Annotated in this window: 1 protein-coding gene; it reads right to left on the bottom strand. The window is 62.9% G+C overall.

Annotation, left to right across the window (positions count from 1 at the left end):
* Positions 1-151 precede the first annotated feature (151 nt).
* On the bottom strand, positions 152-18157 hold the full coding sequence (locus LBF07_RS22875; RefSeq protein WP_094935260.1) for an Ig-like domain-containing protein: 18006 nt from the start codon (positions 18155-18157) through the stop codon (positions 152-154).
* Positions 18158-18256: the final 99 nt, after the last annotated feature.

The following is an 18256-nucleotide window of genomic DNA, read 5'->3' as shown; positions in this document are numbered from 1 at the left end:
AATTTCGCACTGAAATGATACCTTTACGGAATGATTAAAAATCGAACACTTTCTAAACGAGCCCGCAAAATAATCATGTGAAATATAGGGTTATCGCTATTCATGTAAAGAAACGCAAAAGGCCGCGGGGATCGCTCCCCGCGGCGTTGGTTTACGCGATTAACAGCTGATGGTTCGCCAGCAGCGTTGCCAGATCCGTCTGGACGCCGTTCAGGGTCACCAGCGTGGTTGGCGAGAACTGACCGCCGGTACCGTCCAGGTCAACCTGGATCTCGGTATTGCTGCCGTTCTGCACCACGCGGATGTAATCGCTGATATTGCCCGCGCTGCTGTCCAGGGTGGCGACGCCGTTCACGTAGCTCGCCGAGCCCGTGCCGGTATAGCCGCTGCCGGAGAGCAGATCGCGCAGATCAATGCGATCCGTATCCGCGGTCCCTTCCCAGGTGCCGACCGTAAAGCCGTTCACCACGTCGTGGCCATTACCGCCCGTTGCATCCGAGGCGTTGATCAGCTTGTAGAGCAACGTATCGTGACCGCCGCTGCCGATGTTGAAGGTGTCGTTCCCACCGCGGCCTTCGAACTGGTTATCACCGCTGTTGCCGGTAATGACGTCGTCGAAGTTCGAGCCGTTGATCCCCTCAATGTTGAGCAGTCGTGACGTTCCGAACCCGGTGTCCTGCGCTGTAGAAAGGCGCAAATCAACGGTCACGCCGGAGGTCGCATTGCGGTAATCCACCACGTCCATCCCGCCGGTGTTGCTCCAGGTGTCGTAGTCGGAATGGGTATTCCAGCCGCCGGAGCCGTTGTAGGTATAGGAGCCGTTCTCTGCGATAAAGGTGTCGTTATACCCGGTCCCGGTGATGGTCCCGCTGTGTCCGCCGGTGGCGGCTTCGGCCGTCAGGACGTAGCCCTCTTTGCCGTTGCCCGCCTCCAGACCGCTCCAGGTGACGTTATCCGACACGCCGTTGGTGATCTTCAGGATCTCGGCCGAATAGGTTTCATTCGGATCCAGACCGTAGAAGCTCACCAGCGCAGAGGTATCGTTCGACCCGATACCTGACTGGGCGTTGATGATCTGCGAGGCCACCAGCACGCCCGCGGCGTTGTACAGATTAACCGTGTTGCCGTAGTAGGCGTTGATGCCCTCGCTGTCGACAATGTGCAGGTGCATCGCGGTGCCGTCAGCAATGGTTTTGCTGTTTTGCACCAGCACCACCTTGCCGTTCTGCTGAGAGACCAGCAGATCCTGCGCGCCGTCCCAGTTGTAATCCACCGCCGCCACGCCGGTCGCGTAGGCAATACCGGACGCCAGCTGGCTTGAGGTCCAGGTGGAACCGTAGCCGTTGTTGGTGAACAGGGTCGCCGTCTGCGAGCCGCCGTAGGTGCTGAGCTTGATGATGTCCATCTGCCCGTCACCGTTCCAGTCCACCGCCACCGACAGATACCCCGCCGTGGCGTTAGAGGCTTCCACCGCGCTCTTGGTGGCAGAGAGCTGCCCTGCGCCGTTGTTGTAGTAAATCACCCCGCCGTTGTTGTTGTAGCTGCTGCCCAGGTACAGATCCATGTAGCCATCGCCGTTGAAGTCCGCCCACGTCATAGACGCCGCCGTGGTGGTATTCGAGGCGTTTGCCACAAACACGTTGGTCAGGTTCTGACCGATAGAGAGCGTGCCGTTACCGTTGTTGTTGATCACGGTTAACGAGTACGCGCCGCTGCGGTTGGTGTGCTGAACGATATCCACCGTGCCGTCGTTGTTCAGGTCGACGCCGGAGATTTCACGCCCGGAATCGAACTGACCGTAGAAACCGCCTTCGCCACCGGTGCCGTCCGGCGACAGAACGCCGTTGTTGTTCACCAGGTAGGTCAGTGAGTCCATGCCGGCATCGCCGTACGCCAGATCCAGATAGCCATCGCCGGTTTTATCGTACGCAATCACGCCGCCGTACCAGATGGTGGTGCCCATCGCCAGCTGGCTGGCGTTATAGGTGCTGCCATCGTAGGTCCACATCACCTGCGTAGAGCCCGAGTAGGTAGTCTCCGTCGCGAAGATATCCTGTGTGCCGTTACGGTCAAAGTCGGCGGCGGTCTGGCTCACCACGTAGTAGCTACGGGTGTTGGTCAGCGTATTCCCGGCATAGGTCGAGCTATCGCTGCTGGAGTAGGACTGGCCGTTAGCAATGATGTTCCACAGACCGCTGCTGTTCATGCCGAGGGTCATGGTGGAGTTGTTGCTGTTCCCTGCCGTGGTTGCCCAGTCGGTATTCACCGAGGTGGTATCAATCACCAGGCTGCCGGTCGCCGTACCGGTGGTATTACCGTTACCCGCGCTGCTCTTCACCTGCGCCGTCACGCTGTAGCTCGACACGCTCAGCGCATCGCCGTCCGGGATCTGCAGATACCAGGTGTTGTGGTCCGGATCGACCACCACCGCGCCGCCGGTCTGGGAGGTGTAGGTTTTTCCGTTCACCGTAACCACCAGGTATTCACCGTTCACCAGGTCAGCGGAGACGGTACCGCTGACAATCGGCGTGGTGTCCGACGTGGTCTGCGCGGTGATCGCCGCCGTGGTGGTCGGGATGCTGGTATCGACGTTCAGCACAAAGCCGTCCGATTCCGTGTAGTTACCGGCCCTGTCGGTGACGCGCACAATGTAGGTGTGGTTGCCGTCGCTGAGGCCGTTGTCCTGGAAGGACCAGCTTGCGCTGCCGTTCATGGTCACCTGGCCAAGCAGGACCCCGTCACGATAGAGCTGCACAATTTCACCGTCGTCCGGAGCGCGGTTAAGCGTACCGTTGATCAGCGGCGAGTTATCGTCCGTTGCCACCGCACTGCCAAAGGTGCCCTGACGCTCGCCTTCGCCGTCGGTATAGCTCACTACGGTTCCCACCGTGGTTGGCGGCGTGGTGTCTACCGTCACCACCTGAGAGGCGGTGGAGCCGACGTTGCCCGCCTGGTCGATAATCCGCACCTGGTAGGTGTAGTCCCCGTCAGCCAGATCGCGGGTATCGGTGTAGCTCCAGCGCTGGTTGGTGACCGTGGCGTCTGACCAGGTGTTCCCGCCGTCCAGACTGATCTGTACGCGCTCGTCGTTTGCCAGCGCGCTGCCCAGCGAACCGTTGATGGTCAGCGTGGTGTCCATGGTGATGAAATCACTCCCGGACTGGCCGGTATCTTCGCTGATGCTGTCGATGGTGATGCCGTACTGCGGCGCCTGCGTATCCACCGTCACCGCCTGCGAGGTGGTTGCCCCGACATTCCCCGCCTGGTCGACGACCCGCACCTGGTAGTTATGGCTGCCGTCGGTCAGGGTACGGGTGTCGCTGTAGCTCCACTGCGTACCGCTGACGGTGGCGTACACCCATGTCGTGCCGCCGTCCATGCTCACCTGCACGAATTCACCCGCGCCCAGCTCTGCGCCGAGCGTTCCGTGCAGCGTGTACGAGGTCGAACTGGTCAGGAAGTCGTTATTGTCGAAGCCGGTATCCACGGTAATGTTATCCACGGTTACCGTAATCGCCGCATCCGGGGCGACCGTATCGACGGTCACCTGCTGATGGGCGCTGGCCCCCACGTTGCCCGCCGCATCCACCACGCGAACGTAGTAGTCATAGGTCTGATTACCCAGCGTGCGGCTATCGAGGTAGTACCAGCTGTTGCCGGTGACAATCACGTTCTGCCAGGTGACGCCGCCGTCGATGCTGATCTGGGCATATTCGCCGTCGGCCAGCGTCGCGCCGAGCGAGCCGTGCAGCGTCAGGGACGTATCGTTGGTGATAAAGTCGCTGCTGCTCAGGCCGGTATCGTCGCTGATGCTGTCGATGGCGATGGTTTTGCTGGCGTCCGGCGCAACCGTATCAATGGTCACCACCTGGCTGGCGGTGGCGCTGATATTGCCCCCGTCGTCAATCACGCGCAGCTGGTAGTTATAATCCCCGTCGGCCAGCGTGCGGCCATCAACATAGGTCCAGCTCAGGCCGCTGACGCTGACGTCTATCCAGGTAACGCCGCCGTCGAGGCTGATCTGCGCGTGGTCGCCGCTGCCCAGCGCCGCGCCGAGCGTCCCTTTCAGGCTGATCTGGCTGTCGCTGGTGATAAAGTCGCTGCCGGACAGACCCGTATCCTGGGTGATGGAATCCACGGTAATGGTCGTCGCCGCAGGCTTCGTCTGATCGATCACCACGTCCTGGCTGTCCGTCGCCCCCACGTTGCCCGCGTTGTCGATAACGCGCACCTGGTACTGATACGAACCGTCCGTCAGGGTGCGGACATCGGTGTAGCGCCAGGTGGTGCCGGTCACGGTCAGGTCAATCCAGGTGGTGCCGCCGTCGAGGCTGATCTGCGCCTTCTCGTTATTGCCGAGCTGCGCGGTCAGCGAGCCGTTGACCACCACCTGAGCGTCGTTGGTGATGAAATCACTCGCGCTGAGGCCGGTGTCGTTTTGCAGCGAGTCAATGCTGATGCCCATCGACGGCGCGGTGAGATCAACGGTAACGGTGTGGTTATCGCTGCCGCTGTTGCCGATGGCGTTGCTGACCTGCGCGTTAATCACGTACGAACCGCCGTCCGCCAGCGAGGTCACGTCTGCGCTGCCGACCGTATAGCTCCAGGTGCCGTCATTCTGGACGGTCGCCGTGTAGGTTTTGCCGTTCAGCGTAATGGTCACCGTCTGGCCCGCCGGGGCGTCGGTGGTGCCGCTGACAACCAGCGGCGTGCCGTGCTCGGCGGCGTTGACGATATCGTCCTGCGCAAAGGTGTTAATGGTGATGGTTGGGACATCGCCGTTCAGCGTCACGTCGTGCGTTGCGCTGCCCGGGTTACCCGCCTTATCGCTCACCGTAGCCGTAATGGTGTAATCCCCGTCGCTCAGGCCGAGGAAATCACGGCCCGGCACGAAGACCGACCAGGATCCGTCCGCCCCGACGGTCGCCTGATAGCTGTGCCCGTTGAAGGAGACGGTCACCGTCTGGCCCTGTTCCGCCGTGGTGGTGCCGCTGATGGTCTGACCCGCCAGCTGCTCCGCGTTGTTGACGATATCGTCATCGGCCACGGTGCTGATGGTCACGGTTGGCGCGACGGTGTCTACCGTTAAGGTGTGCGTGGTCTGGCCGTTATTACCCGCTTTATCGTTGACCGAGGCGGTCACCGTCAGCGCGCCCTGGCTCAGGGCGGCCAGGTCTGCCGCCGGCACGTCGAGCGACCAGGTGCCGTCGTTTGCCACGGTTGCAGTGTAGGATTTGCCGCCCAGCGTCACGGTGACGGTCTGACCCGCCTCCGCGCTGGAAGAGCCGCGCACGGTCAGCGGCTGCTGCGCTTCAAGCGCGTTCAGCATGTCGTCACCCGACAGCGTCGCAATGCTCACAACCGGCGCAGTAGTATCCACGCTGATGCCGTGCGTCGCCGACGCGCTGTTGCCCGCGCTGTCCTGCGCCGACACGGACACCTGATAGCTCGCGCCATCGGCCAGCGCGCCCACGTCGGCGGCCGGAACGGTGGTCGTCCAGCTGCCGTCGCTCTGGACGGTGGCCGTATAGCTCTTGCCGTTCAGCGTCACGGTAACCTGCGTACCGCTGGCGAACTGGGCGCTGGAGCCGTTAATCACCAGGGACGAACCGGCTTCAGCCGCGTTGATGACGTCATCGCCGCTAACGGTGTTGATGGTCAGCGCCACGGAGGCGGTGTTCACCACCACATCGTGGGTTTGGGTGCTGCTGTTGCCCGCGCTGTCGGTAATCGTCGCGCTGAGGGTCACGGTGCCGTCGTTCAGCGCGGAAATCACGCTGGCCGGCACGCCCACGCTCCAGTTACCGCTGGCGTCAACGGTGGTGGTGTACTGGTTCGAACCGATAGTGATGACCAGCTTATCGCCGACGCTCGCGCCGGTTGCGGTGCCGCTGACGATCTGCGCCTGCCCGTGCTCCACGCTGTTGATGACGTCATCGCCCGCGACGACGTTAAAGCTGACGGTCGGCGGCGTGGTATCAAGCGTAATCGCTTTGCCCGCGCTGCCCGGGTTACCCGCGGCGTCGCTCACGCTGACCTGCACGGTGTAGCCGTTATCCGCCAGAGCAGACAGGTCGGTGCCCGGCACGTTCACGCTCCAGATACCGCCCTGCTGCACCTGCGCGGTATAGCTCTTACCGCCCAGCGTCACGGTGACAGTCTGACCGACTTCCGCCGTGGTGGTGCCGGAAATGGCCACGCCCGCAGCCGCTTCGCTGGCGTTAATCACGTTATCGCCTGCGACCGTATCGATGCTCACGGTTGGCGCGGTGGCGTCCACGCTGTACTCGCGGCCCGCCGAGGCGCTGTTGCCGTGCGCGTTGGTGACGCTCACCTGCACGCTGGCGTAGCCGTCTTTAAGGCCCGCGAGATCCGCAGACGGCACGGTGGCCGTCCAGTTACCGTCGGCATCGACTTTCGCGGTGTACGTCTTGCCGCCGAAGATGACGGTAACGGTCTGGTTTTCCTCCACGTTCGAGGTGCTGCCGGACAGCACCAGATCCGCGCCTTTCTCCGCCGCGTTAATCACGTCGTCGGTGGCAATCGCATCGATGCTGATAGCCACTGCTGACAGATCGACGGTCACGTCATGGCTGATGGTCACCGGGTTGCCCGCCGCGCTCTGGCCTGAGGCGGTCACGGTGACCGTGCCTGCTGCAAGGGCTCCGACGTCCGCCGCCGGGATCGCCGCGCTCCAGGTGCCGTCTGCCAGCACGGAGGCCGCATAGGTTTTACCGTTGACGGTCACGGTGAGCGTGGTGCCTGCCGCCAGCCCGTCGCTGGAGCCGGTAACGATCAGGTTCTGCCCGTGCTCGATGCTGTTGATCACATCGTCGCCCGCCACGGTATCAATGCGCAGACCCGGCAGGCTGGCGTCTATCACGATTTCGCGCTCGCCCGCTCCCGTGTTGCCGTGGCCGTTGGTGACGGATGCTGACACGGTCAAATCACCGTTGCCCAGCGCCGTCAGGACGGATTCCGGCACGTTCACGGACCAGGTGAGATCGCTCTGAACCGTTGCGGTGTAGCTGTTGCCGCCGATAGTCACGGTTACCGTGTTGCCCGCTTCCGCGTTCGCTACCTTACCGCTGATGGTCTGGCCCGCGGCCACTTCCGCCGCGTTGATGACGTTATCGCCCGCTACGGTGTTGATGGTGACGGTCGGCAGCGCGGTATCGACCAGCAGGTTCGCCGTATTGCTGACGCTGTTGCCCACGCCGTTGGTCGCAGTCGCGCTCAGCGTGTAGTTGGCTTCGCCCAGACCCGCCAGATCCGCCGCCGGAACGGTCAGGCTCCAGGTGCCGTCTGCCGCCGTCGTGGCCGCGTAGTTTTTGCCGTTCAGGGTCACGGTCACCACGGTGCCTTCCGCCAGGTTAGCGCTGGTGCCGCTGACGCTCAGATCCTGACCTTTCTCCACCGCGTTCAGCACGTTGTCGCCGCTGATGGCGTTGAACGCTACGGACGGCAGGCCGGTATCAACGGTCACGTTATGCGTGCCGGTGCCGGTGTTGCCCGCCGCGTCGGTGACTGACGCCGTGACGGTTACGGTGCCGTCGCTGAGGCCGGAAATCACGCTGGCCGGGACGCCCACGCTCCAGTTACCCGCCGCGTCCAGCACGGTGGTGTAGGTCTGGCCGTCAATCGTGACGGTGACCTTATCGCCCGCTGCCGCGCCGGTGGCGGTGCCGCTGATGATGTGCGCCTGAGCGTGCTCAACGATGTTAATCACGTCGTCGCCCGCTACGGTGTTGATGGTTACCGCAGGCACGGTCACGTCCACCGTCAGATTGCGATCCGCCGACGCCGGGTTGCCCGCCTTGTCGCTGACGCTCGCCGTCACGGTGACGCTGCCGTCGCCGAGCGATGCCAGATCCGCCGCCGGAACGCTCAGCGTCCAGCTGCCGTCCGCGCCTGCGGTTGTGGTGTAGTCTTTGCCGTTCAGCGTCACGGTCACGGTCTGGCCCGCTTCGGCGGTGGTAGTGCCGGACACGGTCAGATCGGACTGCGCTTCTGCGGCGTTCAGAATATCGTCAGCCGCAAGGGCATGAATGGTCACGGACGGCGCGGTCGCATCGACGCTGTACTCGCGGCCCGCCGAGGCGCTGTTGCCGTTGACGTTGGTGACGCTCACCTGCACGCTGGCGTCGCCATCCTTAAGGTGTGCCAGATCCGCAGACGGCACGGTGTAGGTCCAGTTACCGCTGTCGTCCACGATAGTTGTGTAGATTTTGCCGTTCAGGCTGATGGTCACGGTCTGCCCGGCTTCCACGTTGGTGGTCGCACCGGACAGCACCAGATCCGCGCCCTTCTCCGCCGCGTTAATCACGTCGTCGGTGGCGATGGCGTTGATGCTGATGGCAACGGTCGCCAGATCCACCGTCACGTCGTGGCTGATGGTAATCGGGTTGCCCGCAGAGCTGTCGCCGGTCACGCTGATTTTGACGGTGCCTTCCGGCCACGCGCTCACGTCGGTGGACGGGATCGCTGCGCTCCAGGTGCCGTCCGCCAGCACCGTCGCCGCATAGGTTTTACCGTTGACGGTGACGGTCAGCGCCGCGCCTGCCGCCAGCCCGTCGCTGGAGCCGGTGACGATCAGGTTCTGCGCGTGCTCGATGGTGTTGATCACGTCATCACCTGCGACGGTGTCGACGCGCAGGCCCGGCAGGTTAGCGTCGATAGCGATCTCGCGCTCGCCGGTGCCGGTGTTGCCGTGGCCGTTGGTGACGGTCGCCGTTACGCTCAGGCTGCCGTTGCCCAGCGCGGTCAGCACGTCGGACGGCACGTTCACGGACCAGGTCAGATCGCTTTGCACCGTTGCGGTGTAGCTATTGCCGCCAAGGGTGACGGTGACGGTATTGCCCGCTTCGGCGTTCGCCACGGTGCCGCTCAGGGTCTGGCCTGCCGCCACTTCCGCCGCGTTGATGACGTTATCGCCCGCCACGGTATTGATGGTGACGGTCGGCAGCGCGGTGTCCACCAGCAGGTTCGCGGTGTTGCTCACGCTGTTGCCCACGCCGTTGGTGGCGGTCGCGTTCAGGGTATAGTTGGCCTGGCCGAGACCGGCCAGATCCGCTGCCGGAACCGTCAGGCTCCAGGTGCCATCTGCCGCGGTCGTCGCCGCGTAGTTTTTGCCGTTGAGAGTCACGGTCACCACGGTGCCTTCCGCCAGGTTGGCGCTGGTGCCGCTGACGCTCAGATCCTGACCTTTTTCTACCGCGTTCAGGACGTTGTCATCGCTGATGGCGTTGAAGGCCACCGATGGCAGGCCGGTATCAACGGTCACGTTATGGCTGCCGGTACCGGTGTTGCCCGCCGCGTCGGTGACTGATGCAGTCACAGTCACGGTGCCGTCGCTGAGGCCGGAAATCACATTCGCCGGCACGCCCACGCTCCAGTTCCCCGCCGCGTCCAGCACGGTGGTGTAGGTCTGGCCGCCAATGGTGACGGTGACCTTATCGCCCGCCGCCGCGCCGGTGGCGGTGCCGCTGATGATTTGCGCCTGGCCGTGTTCTGCGAGGTTAATGACATCGTCGCCCGCCACGGTATTAATGGTCACCGCAGGCGCGGTGATATCTACCGCCAGGTTGTGATCGACCGACGCCGGGTTACCCGCTTTGTCGCTGACCGATGCGGTGACGGTGACGCTGCCGTCGGTTAATCCAGCCAGATCGGCCGCCGGGACGTTCAGCGTCCAGCTGCCGTCTGCGCTGACGGTTGTAGTGTAGTCTTTGCCGTTCAGCGATACGGTGACCGTCTGGCCCGCTTCGGCGGTGGTGGTGCCGGATACGGTCAGATCGCTCTTCGCTTCTGCGGCGTTCAGAATATCGTCGGTCGCCAGGGTATTAATGGTCACGGACGGCGCGGTTGCATCCACGCTGTACTCGCGTCCCGCCGAGGCGCTGTTGCCGTTAACGTTGGTGACGCTCACCTGCACGCTGGCGTCGCCGTCTTTCAGACCCGCCAGATCGGCCGCTGGCACCGTGGCGGTCCATTTGCCGTCGGCGCCGACGGTCGCGGTGTAGCTCTTGCCGCCGAAGGTGATGGTGACGGTCTGGTTTTCCTCAACGTTCGAGGTTGCCCCCGAGAGCACCAGATCCGCGCCCTTCTCGGCCGCGTTAATCACGTCATCGGTGGCGATGGCGTCAATGCTGATGGCAACGCTCGCCAGATCCACCGTCACATCGTGGCTGATGGAGACCGGGTTACCGGCGCTGCTCTGGCCCGCAACGGTCACGGTAACCGTGCCTGCACTCAGTGCGCCGACGTCCGCGGCCGGGATCGCCGCGCTCCAGGTGCCGTCCGCCAGCACGGTCGCCGGATAGGTTTTGCCGTTGACGGTCACGGTCAGAGCCGCGCCCGCCGCCAGCCCGTCGCTGGTGCCGGTGATAATCAGGTTTTGAGTACGTTCGATGCTGTTGATCACGTCGTCACCCGCCACGGTATCCACGCGCAGGCCCGGCAGGTTAGCGTCTATCACGATTTCGCGCTCGCCCGTTCCGCTATTGCCCACGCCGTTCGTGACGCTGGCTGACACCGTCAAATCGCCGTTACCCAGCGCGGTCAGCACGTCGGACGGCACGTTCACGGACCAGGTGAGATCGCTCTGCACCGTTGCGGTGTAGCTGTTACCGCCAATGGTCACGGTCACGGTGTTGCCCGCTTCGGCATTCACCACCTTACCGCTGATGGTCTGGCCGGCTGCCAGCTCCGCCGCGTTAATGACGTCGTCACCCGCAATGGTGTTGACGATCACGCCCGGCAGAACGGATTCCACGTTCACGGTGTGCGACGTGCTGGTATTGTTGCCGACGCTGTCCGTCGCTGAGGCGGTGACGGTATAAAGCGCCTCGCCCAGCTGACCGACCTCGTTCGCCGGAACGGTAGTCGTCCATTTTCCGTTATTGTCCACCTGCGCGCTGTACGCTTTGCCGTTCAGCATCACGGTCACCACCGCGCCTGCTGCCAGGCCGGAAGCCGTACCGGAGATCGTCAGATCCTGCGTTTTCTCGGCGTTGTTGATCGCATCGTCACCGGAAACGGTGTCAATGGTCAGCACCGGGGCGGTCAGATTCACCTCCACGCCGTGCGTGGCGCTGTTGCTGTTGCCCGCTTTATCGGTCAGCGCCGCGGTGATGGTGTAATCCCCGGCGGCCAGGGCGGTTACGTCTGCCGCAGGCACGCCCACGCTCCAGTTGCCTGAGGCATCCAGGGTGGCGGTGTACGATTTGCCGTTGAGCGTGACGGTGACCACATCACCGGCCGCCGCACCGGTCACGGAACCCGTGACAATCAGTGCCTGCGCATGCTCGGCGCTGTTGATCACGTCGTCGTCGGAAACGGTGTGGATGGTCAGCTGCGGGACGGTGGTATCGACCAGCACGTCGCGATCCGCTGAGGCCGGGTTGCCCGCCTTATCAGACACGGCGGCGCTGATGGTGTAGTTGCCGTCGGTAATGCCGCTCAGATCCGCGGACGGCACGGTCACGCTCCAGCTGCCGTTTGCCTGCACGGTGGTGGTGTAGTCCACGCCGTTCAGCGTCACGGTGACGGTCTGGCCCGCTTCGGCGTTGGTTACGCCGTTAACGACCAGATCCTGCTGCGCTTCGGCGGCGTTGATGATGTTGTTGTCGCTGACGATCTCGATAGATACCGTCGGCGCGGTGGCGTCCACGCTGTACTCGCGGCCCGCCGACGCGCTGTTGCCGTTCACGTTGGTGACGCTCACCTGCACGCTGGCATCGCCGTCTTTCAGGCTGCCCAAATCGGCGGACGGTACGGTCGCCGTCCAGTTGCCGCTGGCATCGACCGTCGCGGTGTACGACTTGCCGCCGAAGGTAATGGTGACGGTCTGGTTTTCTTCCACGTTGGAGGTCGAGCCGGACAGCACCAGGTCCGCGCCTTTCTCGGCCGCGTTGATTACGTCGTCCGAGGCAATCGGGTCAATGCTGATGGCGACTGCCGCCAGATCCACCTTCACGTCGTGGCTGATGGAAACCGGATTGCCCGCCGCGCTCTGGCCTTCCACGGTCACGGCAATCGTGCCCGCATTCAGCGCGCTGACGTCAGCTGCCGGAATGGCCGCCGTCCAGGTGCCGTCTGCAAGCACGGTTGCGGCGTAGGTTTTGCCGTTGACGGTCACCGTTAACGCCGCGCCCGTTGCCAGGCCTTCGCTGGAGCCGGTGATAATCAGGTTCTGAGCGTGCTCAATGCTGTTGATGACATCGTCGCCCGCCACGGTGCCGACCCGCAGGCCAGGCAGGTTAGCGTCAATAACGATTTCGCGCTCGCCGGTTCCGCTGTTGCCGTGGCCGTTGGTGACGCTGGCTGACACGGTCAGATCGCCGTTCCCGATGGCGGTTAAGACCGTGGACGGCACGTTGACCGACCAGCTCAGATCGTCCTGAACCATCGCGGTCCAGGTATTGCCGCCGATTGAAATCGTGACAGTGTCACCGCTCGCCGCGCCGCTCACTTTGCCGCTCAGGGTCTGCCCGGCAGCCACTTCCGCTGCGTTAATGACATCGTCCGTGGCGACAGGGTTGATGGTGACCTGCGGCAGCGCGCTGTCAACCAGCACGCTGTGGCCGGTGCTTGCGCTGTTGCCCGCCGCGTCGGTTACGCTCGCCGTCACGACGTAGCTTGCTTCGCCCAGCGCGGAGACGTTTGCCGCCGGAACGGTGATGCTCCAGTTCCCGCTGGCGTCGGTGGTGGCCGTATAGCTGATACCGTTCAGGGTCACCGTAATGGTGGTTCCGTCCGGCTGGTTGCTGGTGCCGGACACCAGCAGATCCTGGCCTTTCTCGGTCGCGTTGATCACGTCGTCAGCCGCCAGGGTATTGATGGCAACCACCGGCGCGGTCAGGGAAACGTCAAACTCGTGCGTCGCGGTGGTGCTGTTACCGGCTTTATCGGTAAGTGTCGCGGAGATGGTCTGTTCGCCGTTAATCAGCGCGCCCACGTCCGCAGCCGGAACGCCCACGCTCCAGCTGCCTGACGCGTCCAGCATGGCGGTGTAGTCTTTGCCGTTCAGGGTCACGGTAATCACGTCACCCGCCTGCGCGCCCGTGACCTTACCGGAGACAATCAGCGCCTGGCCGTGCTCGGCAATATTCACTACGTCGTCGCCCGCGACGATGTTGAACGAAATCTGCGGTACAGTGGTGTCGACCAGCACCGCGGAGCCCGCGCTGGCGGGGTTGCCTGCTTTGTCGGACACGATCGCCGTCACCGCCGCGCTGCCGTCGGCGATGCCTGCCATATCCGCCGCCGGAACGTCGAGCGTCCAGCTGCCGTCCGCCTGCACCTGCGCGGTGTACTGATTGCCGTTGAAGGTCACGGTGACCGTCTGGCCTGCTTCGGCAGTAGAGGTGCCGCTCAGGGTCAGATCCTGCGCCGCCTCTGCCGCGTTCAGCATATTGTCATGGCTGATGGTGTTGATGGTCACCGTCGGCGCGGTAGTGTCGACGCTGAATTCCTGCGCCGAAGACGCCGCGTTGCCGTTCACGCTGGTGACGGTTACCTGCACGCTGGCGTCACCGTCTTTCAGGCCGCTCAAATCGGCTGCCGGAACGGTCCAGGTCCAGTCGCCGTTAGCATCCACCGTCGTGGTATAGGTTTTACCCGCAAAGGTGATGGTTACGGTCTGACCCGCTTCCACGTTGGAAGTCGTGCCGGAAAGCAGCAGGTCCTGGCCTTTTTCCGCCGCGTTGAGCACGTTATCGTCGGTCACGCTGCTGATGGTGATGGCGACAGGCGCGAGATCGACGTCCACGACGGTGCCGATAGTCACCGGGTTGCCGGAAGCATCCTGCGCGCTTGCCTTGATATCCAGCGAACCGTCCGCCCACTGGGAGACATCGGCCGCCGGTACCGCCGCCTGCCAGGTGCCGTCCGCCAGTACCGTTGCCGAATAGGTTTTGCCGTTGATGGTCACGGTCACGGTGCTGCCCGCCGCCAGATCGGTGCTGGTACCGGACACAATCAGGTTCTGAGCGTGTTCAATCACGTTAATTACGTCGTCACCCGCCACGGTATCAATACGCAGTCCCGGGAGCTGGGCGTCGATGGTGAAGTCGTGAGAAGAAGAGCCGGTATTGCCGTGCGCGTTGGTCACGCTGGCGGATACGGTGAGGTCGCCGTTGCCGAGCGCGGTTAACTGGCTCTCGCTTAACGGCAGGCTCCAGGTCAGATCGTCCTGCACGGTAGCCGTGTACGTCTGGCCGCCAAGGATAATAGTGACAGTGTCACCTGAAGATGCGTTCGTCACCTTACCGGTCAGGGTTTGCCCTGCCGCCACTTCCGCTGCGTTAACGATATTGTCGCCCGCCAGGGTGTCGATCGTTACTACCGGCAGCGAGCTGTCCACCAGCACATCATGCGAGGTTGAGGCGCTATTGCCTGCGCTATCCGTGACGCTCGCCGTCACGGTGTAATGGGCTTCTCCCAGCGCGCTTACGGCCGAGGCCGGTACGGTCACGCTCCAGTTTCCGCTGGCGTCAGCGGTGGCGGTGTACTGAATCCCGTTCAGGGTCACCGTAATGGTCGTGCCTTCCGGCTGGTTGCTGGTGCCGGAGAGCAGCAGATCTTCGCCCTTCTCGGTCGCGTTGATCACGTCGTCCGCCGCCAGCGTGTTGATAGCGAGGACAGGCGTCACGGTATTCACCACCACATCCAGCGAACTGCTTCCGGTGTTGCCGGACCTGTCGGTCACGGAGACGTCGATGGTCCAGGTGCCGTCAGTCAGTCCCTGCACGACGGACGCCGGCAGGCCAAGGCTCCAGTTCCCCGCCGCATCCACCACGGTGGTGTAATCGACGCTGTTAATGGTGATGGTGACCAGGTCGCCCGCGGCCGCACCGGTGACGGAGCCGCTCAGGATCTGCGCCTGTGAATGGGCGAGCTGGTTAACGGTGTTGGTGTCGGTGACAAAGTCGTTAATGGTCACCTGCGGTACGGTGGCGTCCACCAGACCCACGCGCTCGGCGCTGCTGGCGTTGCCCGCCACGTCGCTGACGGTGGCCGTCACGGTCACAATGCCGTCCGTCAGGGCACCCACATCTGCCGCAGGGACGCTCAGCTGCCAGGTACCGTCCGTCTGGACCGTGGTCTGATACGTTTTGCCGTTCAGCGTCACGGTGACCGTCTGGCCCGGTTCCGCACTGCTGCTGCCGCTTAACAGTAAATCCTGCTGCGCTTCAGCGGCATTGATGATGTTGTCGGCGGTCAGGTTATCGAGCGTAATCGCCGGTGGCTGCGTATCCACCGTGACCACACGCGCGGCGTCGGCGCTGTTGCCGCTGACGTTAGTGACGCTGACGCTCACCTGCGCGCGCCCGTCGATCAGGGTTTCCATGGCGCTGGCGGGTACGGTCAGGCTCCAGGAGCCATCCTGCTGCACCAGCGCGGTGAAGGTCTGGTCGGCGAATTTCACCACCACGGTCTGCCCCGCCTCCACGCCCTGCGTCTGGCCGGAAAGGGTTAAATCACTGCCTTTTTCTGCCGCATTCAGCAGGTCATCGCCGGAGACGGTATCAATGGTGACCGCCACGGCGTTCAGATCGAGTTCAATTGGGTGTTCAGCCGCAACGGGATTGCCCCAGGCATCTACCGCGCTGACGCTAACCGTCATGCCGCCCGCCGTCCAGGCCTGCAGGTCCGCCGCCGGAACGCCGATCTGCCAGCTGCCGCTGGCGTTAACTGCGGTGACGTACTCCACATTGTTGATGGTGACGACAATCTGCGTGCCCGCGGCCAGATGAGTGCTGGAGCCGGTGACGCTCAGATCCTGCTGCTGTTCGATGGCGTTGATCACGTCATCGCCGGAAATGGTGTTCACGCGCAGACCCGGCAGCTCCGCGTTGATGTTGATATCACGCTCGCCGGTGCCGGTATTGCCGTGCCCGTTGGTGACGGACGCGGTGAAGGTCAAATCCCCGTCGCCGAACGCCTGAAGATCCGCTGACGGGATTTTCACGCTCCAGGTCAGGTCGCTGCCAACCGTTGCGGTGTAGCTCTTGCCGCCTGCGGTGATGGAGACGGTATCGCCCGCCGCCGCGCCGGTAACGCGACCGCTGAGGGTTTGATCGACGCCCGCTTCGGCGTTATTGACCAGGTTGTCGCCCGCAAACGTATTGATAATGACCTGCGGAAGAACGGTATCCACCAGCAGATTCGCTTCGGCAGAACCGCTGTTACCCACGCTGTCGGTCCCGCTGACGCTGACGGTATAAAGCGTGTTCGCCAGATTCAGGACGTCGGAAACCGGCACCTGGACAGCCCAGATACCGTTTTCGACGGTGGCCTGATAGCTGACGTTGTTCAGCGTCACGGTGACGGTGGAGCCGTCCGGCAGGTTGCTGGTGCCGGTCAGGCTCAGCGGCTGCATCGCCTCCTGGGCATTCAGGACGTTATCCTGGCTGATGGCGTCAATCGTAAATTCCGGCGGGTGTCCGCTCAGCGTAATGCCGTGCGTGGCGCTGCCGGTGTTGCCTGCCGCGTCAGTGACGGAAACCGAAAGCGTGTGGTTGCCTTCACCCAGCGCGCCCAGCACGGACGCCGGAACGCCCACGCTCCAGCTGCCGTCCGCCAGCACCACGCCGGTGAAGGTCTGGCCGCCAAGCGTCACGGTGACCACATCGCCCGCGGCGGCACCGCTCGCCAGGCCGGAAATAATGTGCGCCTGGCCCTGCTCGCTGATATTGAGGATATCGTCGCCCGCCACGGTATGGATGGTGACGATCGGCGCGGCGGTATCCACCGTGAAATCTGCCGTCACGGACGAGCCGTTGCCCGCTTTGTCGCTAACGTTAACCGTCAGGGTGTGATTACCCTCACTCAGCGCCTGCACGTCGTTCACATCAAGCGTGACGGACCAGGTGCCGTCGCTGCCCACCGTGGCGTTATAGTTTTTACCGTTCAGCGTGACCGTGACGATCTGACCGACTTCCGCATTCGTTTTACCGGTCAGGGTCAGCGGCTGGCTGTGCTCAGCCGCATTAATGATGTTGTCCTGCGCGAGGGTATCGACAGAGAGGGTTGGCGCGGTGGTATCCACCCCAATCGTCTGGCTTCCGCTGACGGTGTTACCCGCCGCGTCTTTACCGCTCACGTTGACCGTCCAGGTACCGTCGCCCAGCGCCTGCGCGTCCGCCGCAGGCACGTTAACACTCCACGCGCCGTCTGCCCCGACTTCAGCCGCGTAGGTTTTGCCGTTCAGCGTCACGGTGAGTGCGGTACCCTGCGCCAGGTTTTTGCTGGCACCGGAAAGCGTAAAGCCCGCGGATTGCTCGCTGGCGTTCAGCACGTTATCGCCCGCCGTGGTGGCCAGCGTAATGGCGGCGTCGGCGGTAGAGACCGTCACGGTGATACTGCCCGCAGAGGTGGTTTTACTGCCGTCGATCTGCACGACGGACCAGGTGTGTTCCCCGTCCGTCTGGGTCGGTAATATTACCGTCCAGGTGCCGTCTTTACCGACCATGGCGCTGGCAATGGTGCTGCCGCTGCTGTCTTTGATCTGGATGGTCGCGCCCGGCTGACCGGTGCCGCTAAAGGTTGGGTTGCTGTCGTCCGTGATCTCGTTTGCGCTCAGCACGCCCTGCTTGTCACCCGCTTTATCCGACAGCAAGAAGGTCGGCGTCGCGCTTTCAACGTCTTTTGTATTATCAATGACTTTTGTTTTAGTTTCGCCGTCACCGCCGTTTGCCAGCAGTGCCCCGATGGCACCGCCGCCTAACGCAGCCCCCGCAATCCAGCCCCACGGCGCGTCGCTTAAAACACTTTCCTGCTCGAGGAAAGGTTGAATGCTGCTAATCGGTGTGGCCTGCGCGGTTAACTCGGTCACCGCAACGCCTGACGCTTCCCCGGCATCGGCAAAAGAAATATGCGTCAGTTCCTGACGGTCGTTGAACACCAGCTCTGACTGATTATGCGTTTCTGGATCTTCGACAAAATAGTTATTGCAGCGAATAACGCTGCCATCTTTCATATAAATGAGGAGATCTTTACCCTGGCGGACATAACGCGCCACATCCTGAGCAGAGCCCTGGATTTCAATCACGCTCGGCGATGAAATAGAGACCGACAGATTTCCTTCGCCGGTTAATTTCGTTTTCTCCGCCGTTTTGCGAATGATGACATCAACAACTTTCATGTTACTCATATTCTTCTCCTTGCAGGTGTACGGATTCCTGTGGATATGTCCACCAGACGGATGTAGCTATCCCTGGGAAAAAACACCCATTATTTTCAGTCTTACTTT

The sequence above is a fragment of the Enterobacter cloacae complex sp. ECL352 genome, from assembly GCF_020149545.1.
In the GTDB taxonomy this organism is placed as follows: domain Bacteria; phylum Pseudomonadota; class Gammaproteobacteria; order Enterobacterales; family Enterobacteriaceae; genus Enterobacter; species Enterobacter asburiae_B.
Note: the sequence above shows the minus strand (reverse complement) of the source record. Positions and strands in the feature narration are given on the sequence as shown.

What these genes read in the sequence shown, in the direction of transcription:
- LBF07_RS22875 (WP_094935260.1), bottom strand. Translation starts at nt 18,157, where the DNA reads ATGAGTAACATGAAAGTTGTTGATGTCATCATTCGCAAAACGGCGGAG.